The organism is Zhongshania aliphaticivorans, from assembly GCF_902705855.1.
GTDB classification, from domain to species: domain Bacteria; phylum Pseudomonadota; class Gammaproteobacteria; order Pseudomonadales; family Spongiibacteraceae; genus Spongiibacter; species Spongiibacter aliphaticivorans_B.
Window position 1 is genome coordinate 202,582 of record NZ_CACSIJ010000001.1, and the last position, 21,842, is coordinate 224,423.

Consider the following 21,842-nt stretch of genomic DNA (forward strand, 5'->3'; position numbering starts at 1 on the left):
TAAGATTGATCAGGATTGTAGTAAAAGCTACAAGAATCTATAGTTTCTAGTTGGCCGTGGGCGGGGGACTGCAAAATATCGCACTCACGCGGTGCACCATTCCAAAGAGATATCAAATTAGATGAGGAGCTAGGTGAAACTACAATAATTTCCTCTACATTCTTAGCTCGAGCCGCCCCTTTACCGCCTCCACCACCGCAACCACATAAGAACGCTATCAAAATGCTTAAAATTAATAGCTGCGTGCCACTTATTATTTTCATAGAGAACTAAATCCGTTTAGCGTGGGTATGTAAAATAATATCAAAAAATCCCAAAAAACCAGCCGCCGCTTTTCAGGTCTTTTTCGCAACGACTAAGTTGCGTGCCGTAAGTTGCCGCCCTTGAAGTGACATTGCTGGCAACACGCTTTAACCACGCCTTTTTATCAAAACTTCGTTTTTTAAACCCACCGTGACCTTCGTGGTAAGCCATATACAGACTGTAGGTATCGGTATTGCTAATGCCATTTATTTTATTGCTGGTATTGTTATACCAAGCAACAAAATCAATGGCGTCAGTAAAGTCGTCTCGGTCCGCGCCCCAGTTTCCCGACTTATCAACATACCACTTCCAAGTGCCGTCCTTCGCCTGCGCATAACCATAGGCGTCAGACATGCGCCCAGCAGGAATAAAGCCCAGCCAGTATTTTTTAGGAGGCTTTGCCTTAGCAACAAAGCGCGACTCTTGATACATAATCGCCATCATAATCGGAATGGGCGAGTTCCATTTTTTAGACGCATCCTTGGCGTCGTCATACCAGCCGTCTTTTTCACGAAAGATAGCGCATATATCACCCGGGTTACGCGGCGGTGATGTCGTGCACGCCGACATCATCAGCACAAGAAACACCAAGCCGACAATCCTCATTCTGAATGCCCATTACGAGCAAACACATCAAGTAATCCTTGCTCGTCAACCACCTTCACACCTAAGGCCTCCGCTTTCGCTAATTTTGAACCCGCACTTGTACCTGCAGCAACACAGTCTGTTTTTGCAGAAACACTGCCTGCCACTTTCGCACCAAGGGCCTGTAATTTCTCTTTCGCTTCGCTACGGGTCATCGATTCAAGGTTACCTGTGAGCACCCAAGTTTGCCCCGCCAGGGGCTGTTCACCGCCCTGCTTTTGAGCCGCAGGCCAATTCACACCACGTTCGCATAATTGCCGCACAACATCACGATTAAACTCTGTGGCGAAAAATGCATGGAGATGGCTGGCGACAATCGGACCGACATCCTCTACCTCTATTAGCATTTCCTCTGTGGCCGTCATTAACTCAGGCAAACCGCCAAAGTGCCGCGCCAGATTCAATGCTGTTGCCTCTCCCACTTCACGAATTCCCAGCGAGTATAAAAATCGTGGCAGCGTCGTCGCACGGGATTTATCTAAAGCAGCAATTAAATTTTCCGCCGACTTTTGCCCCATGCGCTCTAAGTTGGCGATTTGATCTACCGTCAACAAATACAAATCAGCGACGGTTTCAATCAAACCCGCGTCAACAAACTGCTCAACCAATTTATCGCCTAGGCCATCAATATCCATCGCCTTGCGACTCGCAAAATGCTTTATCGCCTCTTTGCGCTGTGCGCCACACACTAGGCCGCCGCTGCAGCGTAATACCGCTTCGCCAGGCGCGCGCTCTAAGGCGCTTTCACAAACAGGGCAACGTGTTGGCGCCATAATACTTACCGCGTTTTCTGACCGTCGCTCAAGCACTACCTGAACGATTTGCGGGATCACATCACCTGCGCGACGCACGACAACACAGTCACCGACCATGACACCTAAACGCGCTATTTCATCAAAATTATGCAAGGACGCATTACTGACAGTAACACCGCCGACAAAAACGGGTTCCAGTTTAGCAACGGGAGTAACCGCACCAGTGCGACCAACCTGAAACTCAACATCACGCAGCAAGGTGATTTCTTCTTGGGCCGGAAACTTATGAGCAATCGCCCAGCGCGGCGCACGGGACACAAAACCCAATTGGGCCTGCAGAGCAAGCGAATCGACTTTAAACACAATGCCGTCAATATCGTAGGCTAGATTATCACGACGCGCTAAAAGATCTTCATAGTATGCAAGGCAGCCCTCAATAGAATCGACCACCCGCAGTTCAGGACTAACCAAAAAACCCCATTCGCGCAAACGCTGCAAACCCTCGCTATGAGTATCAAACAGCGCCTCACCCTCTTGCAGAGCAATACCGTAGCAACTCATTTCCAGAGGCCGCTTGGCGGTAATACGACTATCAAGTTGGCGCAAGCTTCCCGCCGCCGCATTGCGTGGGTTTACAAATACTTTGCCGTCAGTCTCGCGACCTAAGGCGTTTATCCGCTCGAAGCCAGCACGGGGCATATAAATTTCGCCGCGTACTTCTAACTCCTCCGGCCAGCCCTCACCCCGTAAGCGAAGTGGTATCGAGGCTATGGTTCTGACGTTTTGGGTAATATCTTCGCCGACTCGGCCATCGCCGCGGGTCGCACCACGAACCAACACGCCATCGACATATAGCAAGCTGACGGCAATACCGTCTAACTTCGGCTCACAGGCATAAGTTGGCGCAGCAGCATCGTCTAGGCGCGATTTTACGCGGCGATCAAAGTCTAATAACTCTTGTTCAGAGAAAACGTTATCAAGCGATAACATCGGCGTCTCATGCCGAACTTGGCTAAAGGCTGGCAGCGGCTCTGCACCCACTCGCTGCGAGGGTGAGTCTAGACTCAGCCACTCTGGATGCTGGACTTCAATCTCTTGTAGTTCGCGAAACAAACGATCGTACTCAGCATCGGGAATCTCCGGCGCATCGAGTACATAGTATTGATAACTGTGATGGTGGAGCTGGTCGCGCAACGCCCGTAGGCGCTCACGCAGAGAACTATCAGACATTCAAAACGCCGTTTTTTTGATCCAGATCGACTACATCAGGGTTAGCTGACGACGCTCGAAATCGCGGATACGCTGTTTATAATGTTCAAGGGTTTGCTTTGTTGCCACGCTGTGGGTCTGATCGCGCAGTTCGCCCTCAAGATTTTTTACTAGGCAGCGCGCAGTTTCGACCATTGCCTCGTAAGCTTTAATACTTTCTTTTGGTCCCGGCAAATGCATAAAGAAAACCACGCCAGGAGTCGTAAACTCATCTATCTCATCAAGATCGAAATTACCCGGTTCCACCAAGTTAGCAACGCTAAATTGAATTTCTCCAGTGCCATCAGAATTTTCATAGCGATGGAAAATATTCATTTTTCCATAGCGGACATCACAGGCCATTAAAATCTGGAGCAAATCATTGCCCTTAAACGGATTTCCCTCAGGCGCCATGGCGTTAATCACCAGCAATTCATGATGATCTGACTGCGCCTTTTCATCTTGCTTAAGCGGCGACTTTTCTACGGTAGCGCTAACATGATCGGGGACATCTTCTGAACTTACCCTTAGTGGCTGTTCATATTCGTCGTCTTCGATGTTAGACGAGGACCAACCAGCAACGACCTCATCTTCGTCATCGTCATCTACAACTTGTACCTTAGATTTTGAGCTGTATTCATCTGCCGGATCGGTAAATAAAATATCGTCATCCCCGTCATCGTAATTACCAACGAACGGCTCTCCATCATAATCATCAGTTTCAGGAGCTTCTAATTCAGGCTCCGGACGCGGACGCGAAGGTGGCGCCGGTGCGCGTTTCACATAGAGGCTGGGCGTCTCTCTTACTGCCACCACCCGAGCCGTACCAGAGGGTAGCTCAGGGTTAGTAAGATCATCGTCTTCATAACGCGGTTTAGAACTCAAACGCAGCGTATCACGGCGATCTTTACGCACTCGCCGATAACCGTCCAACAACACCGCCGTCGCCAGCAAAGTGCCAATAATAATCAACCAATCTCTAACATTGAGATCCATTACCAAGCCCTTAATTAGCCGTAGTGGCTGTATCCTCAAAAATTTGCTGTGCTTTGGATGAAATTAAGTCGCCATTGTTCCACGCGATTTAGTAAATATCCAGATTTTAGCCACATTGCGCTGTCTTACATTGCGGCCATTTCTGCCGCTTTTTCTAGATCCACCGACACCAAGCGCGAAACACCCGGCTCATGCATGGTAACGCCCATAAGCTGGTGCGCCATTTCCATCGCAATTTTGTTGTGGCTGATATAGATAAACTGCACTTCAGATGACATTTCTTTTACCAAACGCGCATAGCGGCCAACGTTGGCGTCATCCAGTGGCGCATCAACCTCATCAAGCATACAGAACGGTGCCGGATTAAGGCGGAATATAGAAAACACCAAGGCAATCGCGGTCAAAGCCTTCTCACCACCAGAAAGCAAATGAATCGTACTATTGCGCTTACCTGGCGGCCGCGCCATGATCGAAATACCGGTATTGAGTAAATCATCGCCTGTCATTTCTAGCGACGCACTGCCACCGCCAAACACTTTCGGGAATAAATCCTGCAGACCGCCATTGACCTTGTCGAAGGTTTCTTTGAAGCGATTGCGGGTTTCCTTGTCGATACGACGAATCGCGCCCTCTAGGGTTTCCAGCGCTTCAACCAAATCATTATTCTGTGCGTCCAAATAATTTTTACGCTCAGATTGCTGCTTATACTCTTCAATTGCCGCGAGGTTAATTGGCCCAAGTCGAGCAATGCGCCGGCCCGCCTGCTCCAATGACTCCAACCACTCAGCCTCATTGGCGTTTTCAGGTAATGATTCTAGTACCGACTGCAAATCGAATTGTGCTTCCTGCAGCTGATCCTGCAAACCCTTGCGTCTTACTTGCAAGCCCTGATTTTCGACTCGCGCATGTTCTAAGCTATTGCGGACGGTCTGCAAACGCAGCTCGATACCATTACGTTTTTGCTCATTTTCACGTAGCTGATGATCAACGACCTCAAGAGCACGGCGAGACTCCGCCAGCTCTTCTTCCACCGCCAAACGCTGCTCAAGACGCGCTTCTAATTCCATCTTTAAATCATCAACTGGTGCGTCGTTTTCGTCCAAACTCGCGGCCAACTGCTCGCGACGCTCCTGCAATTGCGCCAACTGCTCTTCCGTTCGGCCAATATTTTGCAATACTGAATCGCGCTGCGTACTTAAGGATTGATGACGCATGGCAAGCTGATGCGCGTGATCTTTACTTTGCCGAGCTGTTTGCCGCGCAGCGTCTAATATCGTGCGATTATTGTCACGCTCGCTTAGCAGTGCTTCGCGCTTGCCGGAGTCTTGCTCCATAGACTCAATCGCTTCCTGCAAGGTCATTCGCGCTTCCGCAACTGACTCCTGCTCCAGCTGGAATTGATTACGAAACTCTCTACCGTCACCATCTAATTGCTGACGACGCGCCAAAACCTGTTCTATCCGCGCCTGCTGGGCGCTAAGCTTGGCCTTTAGTTCGCTATGCTGGCGATTAAACTGTTGTACTTCACGGCTTAGTGTTTCTCGGTCTAGCTCCTGTGTTTTAAGCAAGTTTCGGTCGGTATCTAAACCATCGACAATAGCCTGAATACGAATTTCTGCCCCGTCTATTGCCTCGCGTAATTCCTGCAAGTCTTGCTGGCGCTGCAATACGCCGCCTTGCTCGGTATTACCTCGGCTAACACGCAGCCAGTTGCTACCAAGCCATAAACCTTCTGGCGTAATAACAGATTCATGAGGCGCCAAGCTTGAGCGCATAGCCAACGCTGCGATCAAATCGTCAGCCACCCGAACACTGCCCAATACGCCCAACAAGGCCGCATTGCCGCTGACTTTATCTGCAAGTGATACGCCGGAAGATGTCGATTTAGCCGCACCCTCAACAAAACACACACTGCCTTCTTTCAGGCCATCTAAAATACTGCCAACACCGTCCAGCGAGTCTATACACAATGCTTGCAACTGATCGCCCAAGACGGTTTCTACCGCCTGCTGCCACCCTTCACTAACCTGCAACTGCTCAGCCAAGCGCGGCGTGTTTGATAAGCCTTGTTCCTCTAGCCATGTCGCGGCGGCCTTATCACCCTGCCCGAGTGCCGCCTGTTGTAAAGCCTCTAGCGATGCCATACGGCCACGCATACGCTGCAGTTCACTGCGGCAAGTGTCCAGCTCGTCGCTGGCTTGCTTAATTCGTTCACGGCATTCGCTAATTTGTGGAATAAGCTGCTCGTGGCGCTCTTGGGCAGAAGATGCTTCTAGTTCTACCTCAGCCACTTCTTGCTGAAGTATTTCAATATCATCGTCAGTATCGTCAACACTCAAACCACGGCGTTCTTGATCCAACTTTTCGATACGATCTTGCAGGCGCTGTAGACTCAATTCCAAATGCTGAATACGAGACTGCTCTACTTCTGCGCGTTGACGCGGCCCCGCCGCTAATTGGTTGAACTCATCCCAGCGTTGCTGCCAAGACTGCATGGCATCTTCTGCGTTTGCTAAAGCCTCCGCTGCACCTTCTTCAGCGGCATCAGTGATTTCTAGCTCAGGTTCAATCTCGCCAATTTCCTCTTCCCACATAGCGATCTTTTCACGATCATTTTCTAGATGGCGCGTGGTTTCTTGCACATTCACACTTAGCTGTTGCAAGTCTGCATCTAGCTGCTGACGACGTTGCTGCTGATGCTGTATGCCCTGTTCGGCCCGTGCTATTTCAGCGCCAATACTATAGAAACGGCCCTGAACTTCGTTGAACGAATCATTCAGCTGGCTATGCTGATCTCTAGCCTGCTCTATGCCGGTATTTAAGCCGACCTGCTCGGTAACAATCGCTTCACGTTCTAGCTCTAAACGATTGATTTCTTTTTCTTTTATACCCGCCTGATCATCTAAGGCCTTCCATTGTAAAACCTGCAATTGGGCCTTTAATAAGCGCTCTTCTTTTTTGTATTCGGTGTACTTTTCTGCCGCTGCTGCTTGGCGTTGTAAATGCTGAAGCTGGCGCTCTAATTCATCGCGAAGATCGGTCAGGCGCTCAAGGTTTTCTTGGGTCCGACGCATGCGGTTTTCGGTTTCGCGGCGGCGCTCTTTGTATTTTGAGATACCCGCCGCTTCTTCAATAAATACCCGCAACTCTTCCGGCTTAGACTCAATCAGCCGAGAAATCATGCCCTGCTCGATAATCGCGTAACTACGAGGCCCTAACCCGGTGCCGAGGAATATGTCGGTAATATCACGGCGTCGACATTTAGTGCCGTTTAGATAGTATTCTGAAACGGCTTCGCGGGTGACTTTACGGCGAATGGCTATTTCGTCGTAGGCAGCGTATTCACCGCCGAGCTTTTTATCCGTATTGTCAAAAACCAATTCAATACTGGCCTGCCCAACAGGTTTGCGATTAACAGAGCCATTAAAAATAACATCTGTCATCGACTCGCCACGTAGATTTTTAGCCGAGCTCTCCCCCATTACCCAACGCACGGCGTCGATAATATTTGATTTACCACAACCATTCGGGCCGACCACCGCCGACAGATTCGTCGGAAAATGAGCAGTCGTCGGGTCTACAAACGATTTAAAACCCGCTAATTTGATACTTTTAAGACGCATAAACCAATAACCAACACTGTAGCTGCTGCCACGCTGAGTTTTATTATATTCTCGAGGCAACAACAGATAAATTTGCGCAAAGCGCGATTATAGCGATAGCTGCAGGGACTGACAGCAGTATTTGTGACTTTGTGCTTAGGGAAACGGTTTTAGCTTAGTTTCCCTGCACCTCGGTAATCGACAAACTTAGTGGCTCATTGACCTTTTTCAGTTCAACTTGAATAGGTTTACCGACCCAATCACCATTGCGACGAATAGCTGTCCCTGCACGGCTAATATGTGCTGACAGGCTAAGTTCGGTAAAATCATCCAAGCCCATACCTTGTCGAATCACATCCGCATCCGTGAGCAGAAGCCTAATAGGCCATTCCTGTGTGGTCAACAAGGGGATGCGTAATGCGGCTACTGGCATAGGGTTGCCATCGCTGCTTTTAGCCACCACAAACAACACCCCGAGTGGCGCAGCGCCTAATTCCGGGGCCAAGGTGACACTGACTTCCAGCCCCTGCAAATCTCCCACTTCTGTTGCGCGACGCTTAGCCTCAGCGATACCACCGCTAATCACCCCAACTTCAGGCGAACCAGAGGGTAGCTGTATTAGCAGTTTCTGCCAATGAGCTAAGGCCTCAAGATAGCGCCCACCGGCAAATGCGTCGATGCCCAGCACCCCCAAAGCAGTACCCTGATTTGGGTTAATTGCCAAAGCACGATCTAGCAGGCTGCGAGTTTGCGCATCAACGTTTCTGTCGCCCACCAAATACCGCGCCTGCGCCAATTGAGCCAGCACATCTGGATCTTGCGGGAATAAAACTTCAAGACGTTGGTAATAAGGCAAAGCACCGGCAAAATCACCCTGCTGACGATACAACATCGCCATCATCACCAAATGCTNGCCGCTATCTGGCCTTTGCACCAAAATATCTTCAACAAGGGCTTGGTAGCTCTGCCAGCTCGCATCATCAATGCCATCACGAACAATCTCTGCCTGCAATTCACGCAGGGCCAAGTCTTGCCGATAGCCTAAACGGTCATAAATAAGTAGGGCAACAACAGGGATTAACACCAATACAAGTAATAAATAGGTACGCTTGGATCGGGTTTCTGAGGGTGCGCCCTCACTGGCAGACTCAGTAACCAGCTGCCTATCCAACTCCCGCTCAAGTTCAGCAAATTGAGTTTGGTCAATCAGTCCCGAATCCAAATCACTGCGCAATTCACGCTGACGCTGGCGATAGAACTCCCGTTGCGCACGACGATGTAACTGGACGTCACTTTGGCTTGCCTCCCGGCTGCGTAAAGACAGCAGGACGAGTATAGCCGCCAATAACAGCAAGATGCCGATGCCAATATACAAACTCATCATGAGCGTTCCTCCACTCGCTCGGCATTGTCATCATCATCTAATAATGCCCGCAGCCGCTCCTGATCACTTTGCGACAAGGCCTCATCGACAGGTAATTGCACTCGCTTGCGGCTGGATGCCATTCGCCACCAAACCAACGAACCGAGCAGCAACAAGCCAATCGGCATCAACCATAACACCGCGGTTTGGCTACTAAAACGTGGACGATACAGAATAAAATCGCCATAGCGCGCAACCATGTATTGGGTGATTTCGATATCCGATTTGCCGTCCATAATCATACTGTGTAGTTGACGGCGTAAATCTTTAGAGATGGCGGAATCTGAGCCAGATAAGTTTTGATTTTGGCATTTAGGGCAGCGCAGCTCCTCAATAAAGGCATGATAGCGCTGTTGCTGCAGTGGAGTATCAAACTGATAGGTTTCGATAACCGCCGCTGCGGCAATACTGAATAAAGCTAGAATACAGCTTAATAATAAGGCCTTCATTGATCCGAATCCTTTGCGTTTAAACCCGCGATTCGTGGTGCAAACTCTTTATCCCACACCTTTTTCTCTAAGGCACCCTGATAACGAAACCGCACCACCCCTGCGGCATCGACCAAATACGTTTCAGGCGCACCGGTCACACCAAGATCTAAGCCCAGAGAACCGTCTTCATCAAACAAAGTAAGGAAATATGGGTCACCTTTTTCAGCTAACCAGCGTTTGGCTGCATCTGCGTCATCTTTGTAATCAATACTGACAATTTTCACACCTTCCGCCGCCAGCTTCAGCAAAAACGGGTGCTCGAAATGGCAGGTTGGGCACCATGTTGCCCACACATTCAGCAAGAAGATTTCGCCGACAATCTGCGATTTATTAATGGGCCGACCATCACTTAGGGCTGGCTCCACGAAATCTGGCAATGGCTTATCAATCAGGGCCGACGGTAAATCCGTTGGCGCGTAATCGCCGGTTTGTACGCGGCGCTCGACACCAAAAAAAACCGCCGCCAACAGTGCAAAAACCAGTAGCGGTAAAAATAACTTAAGTCGTTGCACTGTGTTCTCCGTCCGCTTTTATCACCGTTTTTGCACTAGGCCGATAACGCTTGTCACAAATTGCCAATAAGGCGCCGATAGCCATGAGTATTGCGCCTAGCCATATCCAACGTATAAATGGTTTTACATGAATACGCACCGCCCATGCGTCTTTGCCCACAGGCTCACCCAAGGCGATATACACATCGCGCATTAAACCCGCATCAATAGCCGCTTCAGTCATCACCTGGCTGCTACGGGCATGGTAGCGACGCTTTTCAGGGTGCAACTCAGCGATGAGTTTATCGCCCTGCCACAGCGAAAATGTGCCACGCTGACCCTGATAATTTGGCCCAGTAATCGCCTGTATCGCATCAAAACTCACTTCATATGAAAACGCACTTTCGGTGCGCTCCCCGACCAACATGCGAATGTCCTGCTCGTCGTTAAAGCTGGTCACCATCGCGACGCCAAGCACACTCGCCGCAAAGCCAATGTGCGCAATTAGCATACCGTAATACGAGGGTGTAAGCCGGCTTAAGCCCTTCACCAAGGTCGGCGCATTACGAACTTTACTGCGCAGATTCACCACACTACTGAGGACAATCCACGCCGACAGCAGTACGCCAATAGTTGCCCCAATGTGTATACCGTCGCCAAACCATTGAGGAATTACAAAGCCCAATACTACGCTGCTCACGAATGCAGCCAATAATGGCTTGATCCACGACGAGGGGTTACTTCTCTTCCATTGTGACGACGGCCCGATACCAATCACCAGGGCCATCAAACACATTAGCGGCACAAAAATAGCGTTGAAATACGGTGGCCCTACCGAATATTTACCTAGTCCGGCAAAGTCCATAATTAGCGGAAATAAAGTGCCGAGTAGCACGGTCATTGCCGCAACCAATAACAGTATATTGTTGACGAGCAACAAGGCCTCGCGGGACAACCACGTAAAAGTGGCAGTTTGCTGATTACTCGGTGCACGAAAGGCATAGAGCGTTAGGGAGCCGCCAACCACAATCACTAAAAACCCGAGAATAAACATACCGCGAGTAGGATCAGCAGCAAACGCGTGTACCGAGGTAAGCACCCCAGAGCGAACCAAAAAGGTGCCCAATAAACTTAAGGAGAAGGCAAATATTGCTAATAACAGCGTCCAGCTCTTAAACACCCCACGCTTTTCGGTAACCGCTAATGAATGTATTAGCGCGGTACCGACCAACCAGGGCATAAACGACGCGTTCTCTACCGGGTCCCAAAACCACCAGCCACCCCACCCCAATTCGTAGTAGGCCCACCAGCTGCCCAGTGCGATACCAACAGTTAAGAACAGCCACGCGATGTTTGTCCATGGCCGCGACCAACGCGCCCAACTCGCATCCATTCGGCCACTCATTAGTGCAGCAATTGCAAAGGCAAAGGCGACTGAAAATCCGACATAACCCACATAAAGCATCGGTGGATGAATCACCATACCGGGGTCTTGTAACAGTGGGTTTAAGTCCTGCCCGTCTGCGGGCACATTCAGTAAGTGACGGGCAAAGGGATTAGACGTAAACAGAGAAAATCCGAAAAAACCAACTGCGATCATCCCCATAACCGACAGCACACGAGCAAGAATATCTAGCGGTAATTGCCGCGAGAAAACAGCTACCGCGACCGTCCATAGAGCCAGAATCTGCAACCACAGCAGTAGCGAACCTTCATGCCCGCCCCACAGCGCGCTAAATTTATACGCCGCAGGTAATAGCGAGTTTGATTGCGCGGCAACGATATCAACCGAGAAATCGTCAGTTAAAAACGCATAAAACAGGCTAGCAATGGCAATGGTAGTAAACAGACATTGTGCAAAACTTAAATATCGGCCCGCACGCATTGCCAGATGATCACCGCGGAATACCCCCCACAGCGGCAAAATTGCCAGCGCCAAAGCAAAACAAAAACCAAGTATTAATGCGAGGTGACCAAATTCAACTATCACAAGCTGCCCTTCTCTTGCTGTGCAGCGCGGCTGGCCGCAGATTTCTCTAGGGCGTCACTCACTTCTGGCGGCATATAGGTTTCGTCGTGTTTTGCGAGCACTTCGGTGGCGTAAAAAATTCCATCCTCACCTAATTTACCCGAGGCTACTACGCCTTCGCCTTCGGCAAACAAATCCGGAAGAATACCTTCGTACTCTACCGTTACTGTTGCACTAAAATCCGTTACGACAAATCGCGTTACCAAACTATCGCTGGCGCGTTGAACACTGCCTTCTTGCACCATACCACCCGCGCGAATAGATTTACCCGTCGGCGCCTTGCCAGCAGCAATGTCGGCAGGCGGATAAAATAAATTAATATTTTCTTTTAGCGCATAGCCCAGCAATCCCGCCGCCAAGCCGGTTACCACTAAAATGAATAAAATAATCAAAAGGCGCTGTTTGCGCTGAGGATGCATAGCCATACAAATCTCTTAATGCTGTGTTGTGCTCGATGACGACGCCTTTTTGCGTCGCACTATAGCGCGTATCTGCTGTTCCGCCTGCTTGCGGCGGCTTCGTGCCACGCCCACTAAAATACTGAGTACCAAGGCACTTACGCCGTAGCAGAACCAGACATAAGGTCCGTGGCCACCCATACTGAGAAAATCGCCTACAGTGTCAAAATACATTAGCGCGATTCTCCACAAATCTGGTCTTGTACCCAGCGTGTGTTTCTTTCTCGATCCAAAATTTCAACACGAACAAACAACAGCAATACCCAAGTAAAAAACAAATACATGCCACTTAAGGTCGCCATCAGTGGCCGCAGCATGGTGGGATGAATTGTAGACTGGCCCGTAAAGCTGATACTTGCCGGCTGGTGTAGGCTGTACCACCACTCTACCGACCAATAAATAATTGGAATATTCACCGCGCCAACTATGGCCAATACCGCGCAGGCCTTGGCCGCCGCGTCGCGATTTTCAAAGGCTTGATGCAAGGCAATAATGCCCAAATACAAAAAGAACAAAATCAGAACTGAGGTAATACGTGCATCCCACACCCACCACGTACCCCAAGTTGGTTTACCCCATACAGCACCGGTAAGCAGAGCGAGAAAAGTGAGTGAAGCGCCAATCGGTGCAATGGCCTTCATTACCATCGCCGCCAACTTCATTCGCCAAATCAAATGAATGGCGCCAGCAATCGCCATCGTCATATACGCGCCCATCGCCACCGCAGAGGCGGGAACGTGAATATAGATAATCCGAAAGCTATTACCCTGCTTGTAATCCGCCGGCACAAACGCCAAGCCCCATATAACGCCACCCACCAATAGCAGCAGAGACAGGCCCGCCAGCCACGGTAATAGCTTACCGCTAAACTGATAAAACCAACGGGGTGATCCCCATTTATGGAAGGTTGAGCTAATCGACAAAGCACTATTCTCTTTTTTAAAATTCAAATCCGACCCAAACAATCGCTAATTGTCGACGTCAGGATCGGTGATTATAAGGGCCGCCATAAAGGTCGGGCATTATACCTTAGCCTCGCTATAAAATTGAAAACCGCGCACAACACGCTAACGCCAGTAAACAACGCACCGCCAAGCCATTACTGATCAACACTAATCCGCAGCGCGCCGCAGATAGCGAGTGGCGATAATGCCAAGGCCACTAGATAAAACACACCCAACATTGCCAACTGTGGAAAATACTCCCCACCCTCGACCGCGGACTTCACTGCGCTACTACCAAAAATAAGCACGGGGATATACAAAGGCAATACGATAAGCGACAACAACAAGCCCCCTTTCCGCAGCCCTACCGTTAATGCTGCTCCTATCGCACCGATAAAACTCAACACCGTCGTGCCCAGCAGCAAACTCACCATCAGCGCCAGCATTCCCTTCGCCGGTAACTGTAAAAGCACCCCCAAGACCGGCGATAAAATACTAAGGGGTAATCCCGTCATCAGCCAATGTGCTAAGGTCTTAGCGAGTACTTGTGGATAAAGGGGCTGATGGCTCAGCAGCATTTGTTCGAGGGTAGCATCATCAAAATCGCCCCTGAACAAGCTATCGGTGGCCAATAGCGACGCCAGTAAGGCAACCACCCATAAAATGCCGGGGGCCAGCTCTGCTAAGCGGTCTGGCTGCGGGCCGATACCAAGAGGAAACAAGGCACAGACCATCACAAAAAAAACTAAGGGATTTGACCACTCACTGCCCCGTCGCAGCGACGCCATTACGTCGCGTCGCAATACTGCTACGACTAATTTAGCTAATCCAGAATCAGACATTGGCTGCCTCTCCCAGAGTCACAATCTTAAATTCGTGGGCGAAGCTAAGGCGATGATGGGTAGTTAGCAATACGGCACCACCCTCGCTGACAAACTCACTTAACCAGCGTTCTATTTCGGTCACACCGCGCTGATCTATGGCGGTAAAGGGTTCGTCGAGAACCCAAAGGCTGGCGGGAATACAAAATAATCGGGCCAGATTTACACGGCGTTGTTGACCCGCCGATAAGGAGTGGCAGGCCTGCTCTTCAAATCCACTTAAGCCAACCTTTTCTAATGCGGATAAAATCTTATCGTCATTATTATTCAATCCTCGCAAGGCGCAGGACCAGCGTAAATTTTCCAACGGGCTTAGCACCGCCTTAATACCGGCGCCGTGACCAATGTAAAGAAGCTGCTGTAGGTATTCATGACGCTGTTTGAGCAGAGACTTACCCTGCCACAGCACCTCGCCCTCATAGCGGCTGGAAAGGCCCGCCAAAATCCGCAGCAAGCTGGTTTTACCGCTGCCATTAGGACCTGCAATTTGCACAAGCTGTCCGGCATCGAGCTGAAAGCACAAATCTGCAAACAGCACTCGATCATCTCGATCGCTGTATAACCGCTTAACTTCCAGCCCCGTATTTGCCAAAACCACTCCCGCTTGTCTACGCACAGACATGTCGACGACATGCGCAAAATCGCCGCCAAGTATATACGAACAAAAGGGGGTTTAGTGCTGAAAACGAATTACAGAAGTGTTAGGAGACAAGTTCAGTGGATCACACAACAATGCGGCATCACGCAACAGCTAGTTATTCTTGCCGTCTTGCCGGCGCAAACGCTCAAAATCCTGAGTGACTAAGTCTAAATATACGAGGGCTTTGTCGAGCTCTGCCGAATGGCCTTTGCCACGAAATTTCATCAAGCGCTGCCTGACCCAACTCAACTCGCCCACTAGATTATCTAAACCACTAGCCGTATCAGCGACAGAAGTTGGCATTATTTCAGCCTGCGACTGCCTAAGCGGTGCTGAAATAACAGCGTCAAGCGTTTCAAAATTAGACTTTGAATAGCTCTGAAAGGTATCGCGCCCTGCGTTTTCTAACACCACTCCCCCTGGCGACTCGCTGGACGTTGGGCGCGCCAAGGGGGCAAAACTCGCGCTTTCGTATTGCAAAACCGACGGCGCCAAATCACTGAGCTGCTTGTCTCTAGGTTGCAAGCGACCATCAAAAAAGACGCTCATAGGATCACCAGAAAGCACCGCAGGATTATTGGCCGCCGAGGGGCTGTTATTGCGATCCGCCGCGCGCAGCAAACGCGATTTTAATTCACTATCGATGCCACTAGGCTCTTGGTGATTAATCCGGCGCGCCAACATCAGCTCAGTCGCACCAAGAGTGGCAACAAACAAAGACACTAAACTCGGCGTCATTGATACGCGACGAGTGCGAACGCGCTCCATAACCCGCTCAGCCAGTTGCGTGCACTCCGCCAACTCATCCAGCTTTAAGACCGTCGCCCCACCATATAAGGTGTGAAAACCACGGTGAATGTCATCCAAGATGCGCTGACCATCATAGCCATAACGTAACTCAGCCAGCTGTTCCGACAGGCGTTGAACAATCTCCTCCGCTTCCGCGAGGAAAATCGCCAAAATACCTTCGTGTTCAATTTCGTTCACAGCACACCCGAGTTATATCTGTTTTATCGCACGGTCTTAGCAATTCTGCTAACACCGTGCCTTATCGTCAGCATCAGCGACAATAAATACGCGCGCGATGACAATCACTATTATCGCTAATCGACGAGTCCTTAGCTGTAAGCTCGATCACATTCCAGCAATATTTTTACGATCTCAATCAAGCCAGTAAAACAGTACATAAAGCGATAAATTGTCCTCAAGTCCCCCGCTGAATAATCGCTAGAATCTTCCCTTCCAAAGTTGCCGCCGTAAACGGTTTTACCATATAACCGTTCACACCGGCCTCCGCCGCCGCAACTATCTGCTCTCGCTTTGCGTCAGCCGTAATCATCAACACCGGAATATGCGCCAAGGTACTGTCTGCCCGTATCGCCCGTAACAGCGCCAGCCCAGACATTCTCGGCATGAGTAAATCGGTAACCACCAGATCGAAGCGTTGATTGTGCAGCATTGGCAAAGCCGATAAGCCATCTTCGGCCTCGCTGATATAGCGATACCCTAAATCCAAAAGCAGATTGCGAATAATGCGGCGCATGGTAGAAAAACCCTCCACCACCAAGATCCGCATATCATCGGGCGAGCACGAGGTCGATGCGACGGGGTCGGCCTCGTCGTAGGCTTCGCCAAAAGGATTGGGAGACAGCTCTTTGCGATCCTCGTCCTTCATTAAAAGCGCACCGCACTATCCGCGCCGTCGGTTCGGTCTTTTACTGTGAGTAACTGCTCTACAAAAAACACCAGATGCCCCTGCGCCCTCGCAGGCAGAGGCCATTCTTTTACCTGCGCCGCCAAGCCTCGAAGCGCCCTTGCAGACTCGCTGCTAGGTGCTGCCAAAATAACCGGCGTTTGCTGACGAACAGCGTCGCGCAATTTGGTGTCGAAGGGCACAGTGCCGGCGTAAATCAAACCTACGTCTAAAAACTGACCGCATACCTGGTTTAAACTTTCAAACAGCTGACGCCCTTCCCGTTCATCCGCCACCATATTCGCGACAATACGAAAGCGGCTACGGCCGAAATCCCGATTCATTAATTTTATTAAGGCGTAGGCATCAGTAATCGAGCTGGGCTCATTGCACACCACCATAAGCACTTCCTGCGCGGCGCTAAGAAAATTCACCACGGAATCAGATATCCCCGCCGCCGTGTCTACCACAAGCACATCTAATTGATTAGCGATGTCACTAAAGGCGCGAATTAAACCGGCGTGCTCCATTGAACCGAGCATGCTTAAATGCCGCGTGCCGGATGAAGCGGGAATAATCTTAATTCCCGCCGGGCCTGTAAGCATAATGTCTTGCAGCGAACAACTGCCATCCAACACCTGTTCGATGGTATTGCTAGCCTTTAAACCTAGTAGCACATCCACATTGGCCAAGCCAAAATCCGCATCGAGCAAAACAACCCGAGAACCCGCTTCGGCTAGACCTACACTAATATTAATCGCGACATTGGTTTTCCCTACACCGCCCTTACCACCACTTACGGCGATCACTTGGATAGGCCGAGTCATGACAGCGGCACCGCTGACGTTACCGGGCTATAAATATTTTCCCGCCAAGGGAAGCCCCACATACGCTGGGTATGTTCACCGATTTGCTCGGCATTACACATCGCCATTATCTTCTTCAATAAACGCTGATCAACCATCTGAACATCGACAAGCAAAACAAATGATCCCGCTTCAGCGTGAACGCGGTATTCCTCCAAAGCAGGGTTATGTTGCATCAGACCAAGTAATCCACCCTCCCATCCGCCGAAGAACACCATGCATAAAGGCAGTGAATAAAAAATAATATTCCGCGCCAGCTCGGAATCAACCGTGAACAGCGACATGCCAAACAACAGTAGCAACCAACTAAAAAACAAACCCCAAAATCCGCCGCGCCATGCACCGCCAAGCATATTACTAACAAGTAATGGTGACGCTAAGGGCAAATTCAAACGCTGAACTTCGGCGTCAGCGCTGGTGAATATTTGCCAGCGCCAACCCTGCAAATGCGGCTGCCTTAGCATCTCAGCAATTTCACTTAATGCCTCTTGATGGCGAGTTAAAAATACCAGCCGACGTTTCATATTTTATTTATCTCCGGGCTAGATCACTAGCTGAGCAAAATTAGCGCAGCGATTGTAAACGTTCAGCCTGACTGACGACTTCGGTCAGCCGGATTCCAAGCTTGTCTTCTATGACAACCACTTCGCCCCGCGCAATCAATGTGCCATTAACCAATACATCCAAAGGTTCACCGGCTTGGCGATCCAGCTCAACGATTGCACCTTGATGTAATTGTAGCAAGTCGCGAATAGGCATATCGCTACCGCCCACTTCTAGCGTAAGGCGCACCGGAATATCCATCACCATTGATAAATCAGGGCCCTCAGGACTGCGATCGCGAAGCCGCGCACCCACGCCATCCGTCGGCTTTGGCTCAGCAAAGCTACCGCCGGACATACGTTGGAAGTCGCCTCGATCTGCGGCCTCCATTTCGTCTTTTAATGCCTGACGCTGACGGCGAAGCTCGTCTTGATTATCCATATTTAATTCTCATCGCTTATTTCAAGCTAACGTGTTTATCGTTAGCTCGCACCACAATACATAAATAGCCTATTCCAGCCACCGTGTTAATCCACAATTTTCAATGCTAAATAGCCATTTACCAAACCTAGCTGCGCTCGCGCCAAGGGCACCCCAGACGCTTTTAACACGGAAGGCTCGCGACTATTAAATGGAATAACATCTCCAACCTGCAAGGCTGCCACCTGCCCCAAGCTCATTACCGGCTCCGCCAAAGTACAACGAGTTGCCACATTCATATCTAACAGTGAATGACTTACCTGACTCTGCCAGTAGACGTTATTGCTAAGTTGTTCAGCAGATTCGGTTTTACTAAGCAGCGCCATAACTGGCTCCAACATTGCCAACGGTAAAGCAATATGAAACTCACCACCGCCGCCACTATCCAACTCTATTTGGAAACGGCATACCACTACGCTTTCGGCCTGACCGGCAATCGACGCCATCGCCGGATTCACCTCCATCGCCAATGACTCGCAGCGCACATCACTCACTAATCGCCAAGCACGATCATAATCGCTGTGGGCACGATCTATTAAACGACCTATCACACGGCGCTCGACTTTACTAAAGTCGCGTCCATCTGCATGCCCCTGGGTACCGTTGCCACCAAAGAACATATCTACCAATCGAAACACTAAACGGGCGTCAAACACGACCATCCCAACGCCCTTAAGTGGGTGTAAACGCATGAGATTTAGTGAGGTGGGAACGTATAGGGAGTGCAGGTATTCACTATAGGGTTGGAACTGTAAATCGATTGCGGCAACGTCAACACTTTGGCCTAAAACCTCAGAAATGCTGTCTCTAAAGTATTCTGCAAAACGCTTATTAATTTGTTCCAAACCTGGCAGACGACGCTTCTTTAAACGACGGCGGCTTGCCAAATCGAAAGAGCGGGCAGCACTAGCCCCAGCAGAATCTGGCTGCGAGGCCTGCGCCTGCACATTGGCCAGTAATGCGTCTATTTCTGCTTGGGAGAGTAAATCTTTCGCCGTCACGCCTGTACCGCTCTAAAGGTGGAATACCAAGATTAGAGCAAGACTTGAGCCAACATTATTATTATAAAAATCAACAGCTTAAACAATAGACTTGTTGTCAAAAAATTGACAACAGGCTATTTTCCTTCGGCCAACCACTTGCGAATCAAACCCATTGCCTCAACAAAGCAGCGCTGGGTATTACTAAAATCTTGCTGGATATTTTGAAAACTGGCATCGCGACCGCGCAGCTCTAAACCGCGAAAATGCTGGGAGAGATTATCCGCACCTAATGAAGCCGCCCCCCCTTTCACGGTGTGAGCAACAGTCCTCAGGGTCTCGGCGTCTTGATTTTCTATTGCCCGCCCTATCGTTGCCAAACGTTCCTGGGTGTCTACTTCAAATTCATCAATGAGGGTAAAGACATCCTCCTCCATGAATCCACGCAACTCTTCTAATAACACCAAATTCAACGCAGGCATGTACTTAAACGTCCTTGTTTAACAAAAGATTCCAGCCCAAAGATAGGCTAATTTTCAGGCATTAATTAAAAAATTACTGCGGAATTTCCTGCAATTTAATCAGTACCGCTTTCTGAGCCCATTAAAACACATCAATTTTGCGCGCATCGAGAATAATTTCGCCAACCGCCGCCATTTGCTTCGCAATTTTCACAATTTCAACTTGCGCCGCTACGGATTCGGCCTGCGTATATCGTCGCGACAACGCTGTCACAGCCTGCTTTTGCTCTGCGCTTAATACATTTAAAAACTTCCGCCGGAGCTGCGCACCGGACTCGGCCAGGGCAGGCGCAAGTATCTCTGGCGAGAGCTGTTTAACAAGCAAGGCCGCATCTTGCTCAGCCATATTGCCAATTTGAGCAAAACCAAACATCAGCTCTTCAACCCGCGCCGCATGCTCTGGCTGAGTAGCACGCAAGCCATTAAGCAAATTACTTTCTGACCCCACATCCATTTCATTTAGCAGGGCCGCTGCCAATGAATCGCCGGTCATGGTACGACCAAGTGGCCGTCCAACCTGACTAAAATATTGTTCCAACAACCAGTCCAGCTCCTCAAGCGCCGCTGGAGTAAGGCTCTTTAAACCCGCCAAACGAGCAAGCAAATCTAATCGCCGCGACCCCTCAAACGCCAGCAAGACCTCGCTGCCTTGACGCGCATCAAGACAGGCAATGACTACCGCCTGTATTTGAGGGTGTTCGCGCTGAATAATATCAACAATAGTATTGCTCTCTAACCACTTCAATTTACTGATATGCCGAGACTGACCGTGCAGCGCAAGCCGGTCACTCAATAAATTAGCACGCTCCGAGCCAAGCGCCTCCTCCAGCAGACTTAATACCGCGTCACCTGCGCTGGGCTTGACCCCCGAGAAGGTTTTTACATCACTATGGAAACGCGTCAATACCTGATGAAATTCAGCACTACTCGGTGCGTCCATGCCACTCATCACTGCGGCCAGCCGGTGTACGTCGGCCGGCGGCAAAGCTCGCATTATCGCCGCCGCTTGGGCCTTATCTAATGACATAATTAGGGCCGCCGCCTGCTCCGCGTCTGATAAGTGAATCGCCGTCGCCATCACTTGGGAACCCCGTTTAACCACTCACTCAAGACGCTCGCCACTCGCGTGGGTTCGTCCTGCGCGATATCTTTAAAGCGCCTTAATTGATCACTGTAATCATCAAGTAATTCCTGCGACTGAACAGAAGATTGGCGGTAGCGATGAAGCGCCCAAATCAAGCCCACAATGCCCACTAACAGTAGAGCTAAACCAATATACATTCGCTGGAGCACGGTAAAACCAAGCACAGACCTTGTGCTATCGCTCAAGCTAGGAAAGACAAGAAATTGCATCGTAAAGCTATCGCCCTGCGCCTCGTCTATCGCCAAACCTGCTTTTAGCAACGTAGAAAGCGTTTGTTCAACACTCGTGTTTTGGCGGCGGTTATTCACAAGTACCAACACCGCTTTACTCTCAACCGCATCTGAATCAAAGCTACTTCCGCCCGTGCCTACCTGCACGCTCACCTTAATATCCTTCGTATCAAGCACTGACGCCGCCAGATTCTTAACTTTGCGCTCAAGATATAACTCGCGCTGGCTGCGCTGATCGGTCACGCCCTTGTCCGAAACAGAGAAATCAGCAAAGCGCCATTGCTGCCAAGCCGCTTCGGTGGTCACGGCTATCGCCGCCAACACCAGAAGCAACAGGATGATTATCGCAATGACGCTGGGCGTAGAATGGGGGCTATTTTCAGTCACTACAGACTTCGTCACGCTATATCCTCAAGAACTAACACCCTATCGATAGGTGCTGTCAATAAAATGACAACCCTAAACATCAAAGCTCTAAC

At 50.0% G+C, this 21,842-nt stretch carries 22 protein-coding genes; all 22 read right to left on the bottom strand.

Annotated elements, in window-relative coordinates; translation table 11 throughout:
* Positions 1-303 precede the first annotated feature (303 nt).
* Positions 304-909 carry a transglycosylase SLT domain-containing protein gene (locus GVJ32_RS00910; protein WP_159238175.1) on the bottom strand — a complete coding sequence of 202 codons (606 nt, stop codon included), beginning with the start codon at positions 907-909 and terminating at the stop codon, positions 304-306.
* A complete protein-coding gene (gene ligA, locus GVJ32_RS00915) occupies positions 906-2,933 on the bottom strand; it encodes an NAD-dependent DNA ligase LigA (RefSeq protein WP_159238176.1) in 2,028 nt (675 codons plus the stop codon). The genes GVJ32_RS00910 and ligA overlap by 4 nt, the downstream gene beginning before the upstream one ends.
* Positions 2,934-2,963: 30 nt before the next feature.
* Entirely contained in the window at positions 2,964-3,947 is a 984-nt protein-coding gene (zipA, locus tag GVJ32_RS00920) for a cell division protein ZipA (protein ID WP_159238177.1), read from the bottom strand.
* 125 nt (positions 3,948-4,072) lie between these two features.
* Positions 4,073-7,570, bottom strand: coding sequence for a chromosome segregation protein SMC (gene smc / locus GVJ32_RS00925; protein ID WP_159238178.1), 3,498 nt, complete (start codon positions 7,568-7,570; stop codon positions 4,073-4,075).
* A 154-nt stretch (positions 7,571-7,724) separates the two neighbouring features.
* On the bottom strand, positions 7,725-8,933 hold the full coding sequence (gene ccmI, locus GVJ32_RS00930; protein ID WP_159238179.1) for a c-type cytochrome biogenesis protein CcmI: 1,209 nt from the start codon (positions 8,931-8,933) through the stop codon (positions 7,725-7,727).
* Positions 8,930-9,421 (bottom strand): cytochrome c-type biogenesis protein, encoded by a 492-nt coding sequence (locus GVJ32_RS00935; RefSeq protein WP_159238180.1) that lies wholly within the window; start codon positions 9,419-9,421, stop codon positions 8,930-8,932. The genes ccmI and GVJ32_RS00935 overlap by 4 nt, the downstream gene beginning before the upstream one ends.
* Complete coding sequence (locus GVJ32_RS00940) at positions 9,418-9,975, bottom strand: DsbE family thiol:disulfide interchange protein (RefSeq protein WP_159238181.1); 558 nt, start codon at positions 9,973-9,975, stop codon at positions 9,418-9,420. The genes GVJ32_RS00935 and GVJ32_RS00940 overlap by 4 nt, the downstream gene beginning before the upstream one ends.
* A complete protein-coding gene (locus tag GVJ32_RS00945) occupies positions 9,962-11,944 on the bottom strand; it encodes a heme lyase CcmF/NrfE family subunit (RefSeq protein WP_159238182.1) in 1,983 nt (660 codons plus the stop codon). Before GVJ32_RS00945 ends, GVJ32_RS00940 begins: the two co-directional genes overlap by 14 nt.
* Positions 11,941-12,402 (bottom strand): cytochrome c maturation protein CcmE, encoded by a 462-nt coding sequence (ccmE, locus tag GVJ32_RS00950; protein ID WP_159238599.1) that lies wholly within the window; start codon positions 12,400-12,402, stop codon positions 11,941-11,943. Before ccmE ends, GVJ32_RS00945 begins: the two co-directional genes overlap by 4 nt.
* A gap of 15 nt (positions 12,403-12,417) precedes the next feature.
* On the bottom strand, positions 12,418-12,615 hold the full coding sequence (gene ccmD / locus GVJ32_RS00955; RefSeq protein ID WP_159238183.1) for a heme exporter protein CcmD: 198 nt from the start codon (positions 12,613-12,615) through the stop codon (positions 12,418-12,420).
* The gene (locus GVJ32_RS00960; RefSeq protein WP_235034993.1) at positions 12,615-13,391 is read right to left on the bottom strand and encodes a heme ABC transporter permease; all 777 of its coding nucleotides are present in this window, start codon (positions 13,389-13,391) and stop codon (positions 12,615-12,617) included. The genes ccmD and GVJ32_RS00960 overlap by 1 nt, the downstream gene beginning before the upstream one ends.
* A 149-nt stretch (positions 13,392-13,540) precedes the next feature.
* Positions 13,541-14,227, bottom strand: coding sequence for a heme exporter protein CcmB (gene ccmB / locus GVJ32_RS00965; RefSeq protein ID WP_159238184.1), 687 nt, complete (start codon positions 14,225-14,227; stop codon positions 13,541-13,543).
* Positions 14,220-14,888 (bottom strand): cytochrome c biogenesis heme-transporting ATPase CcmA, encoded by a 669-nt coding sequence (gene ccmA, locus GVJ32_RS00970; RefSeq protein ID WP_235034994.1) that lies wholly within the window; start codon positions 14,886-14,888, stop codon positions 14,220-14,222. The genes ccmB and ccmA overlap by 8 nt, the downstream gene beginning before the upstream one ends.
* Before the next feature lie 129 nt (positions 14,889-15,017).
* Positions 15,018-15,893: an Hpt domain-containing protein gene (locus GVJ32_RS00975; protein WP_159238185.1), complete on the bottom strand. Its 876-nt coding sequence runs from the start codon at positions 15,891-15,893 to the stop codon at positions 15,018-15,020.
* 217 nt (positions 15,894-16,110) lie between these two features.
* Positions 16,111-16,482 (bottom strand): response regulator, encoded by a 372-nt coding sequence (locus GVJ32_RS00980; RefSeq protein ID WP_159238602.1) that lies wholly within the window; start codon positions 16,480-16,482, stop codon positions 16,111-16,113.
* Positions 16,483-16,580: 98 nt separating this feature from the next.
* The gene (locus GVJ32_RS00985) at positions 16,581-17,426 is read right to left on the bottom strand and encodes a MinD/ParA family protein (RefSeq protein WP_159238186.1); all 846 of its coding nucleotides are present in this window, start codon (positions 17,424-17,426) and stop codon (positions 16,581-16,583) included.
* The gene (locus GVJ32_RS00990) at positions 17,423-17,989 is read right to left on the bottom strand and encodes a hypothetical protein (protein WP_159238187.1); all 567 of its coding nucleotides are present in this window, start codon (positions 17,987-17,989) and stop codon (positions 17,423-17,425) included. Before GVJ32_RS00990 ends, GVJ32_RS00985 begins: the two co-directional genes overlap by 4 nt.
* A 40-nt stretch (positions 17,990-18,029) precedes the next feature.
* Complete coding sequence (fliN, locus tag GVJ32_RS00995; protein WP_159238188.1) at positions 18,030-18,449, bottom strand: flagellar motor switch protein FliN; 420 nt, start codon at positions 18,447-18,449, stop codon at positions 18,030-18,032.
* 86 nt (positions 18,450-18,535) lie between these two features.
* Entirely contained in the window at positions 18,536-19,489 is a 954-nt protein-coding gene (gene fliM, locus GVJ32_RS01000; RefSeq protein WP_159238189.1) for a flagellar motor switch protein FliM, read from the bottom strand.
* Between the two features lie 116 nt (positions 19,490-19,605).
* Entirely contained in the window at positions 19,606-19,950 is a 345-nt protein-coding gene (locus GVJ32_RS01005; protein ID WP_159238190.1) for an Hpt domain-containing protein, read from the bottom strand.
* Between the two features lie 121 nt (positions 19,951-20,071).
* The gene (locus tag GVJ32_RS01010; protein ID WP_159238191.1) at positions 20,072-21,067 is read right to left on the bottom strand and encodes a flagellar motor switch protein FliG; all 996 of its coding nucleotides are present in this window, start codon (positions 21,065-21,067) and stop codon (positions 20,072-20,074) included.
* Complete coding sequence (locus tag GVJ32_RS01015) at positions 21,067-21,765, bottom strand: hypothetical protein (RefSeq protein WP_159238192.1); 699 nt, start codon at positions 21,763-21,765, stop codon at positions 21,067-21,069. Before GVJ32_RS01015 ends, GVJ32_RS01010 begins: the two co-directional genes overlap by 1 nt.
* Between the last annotated feature and the right edge of the window lie 77 nt (positions 21,766-21,842).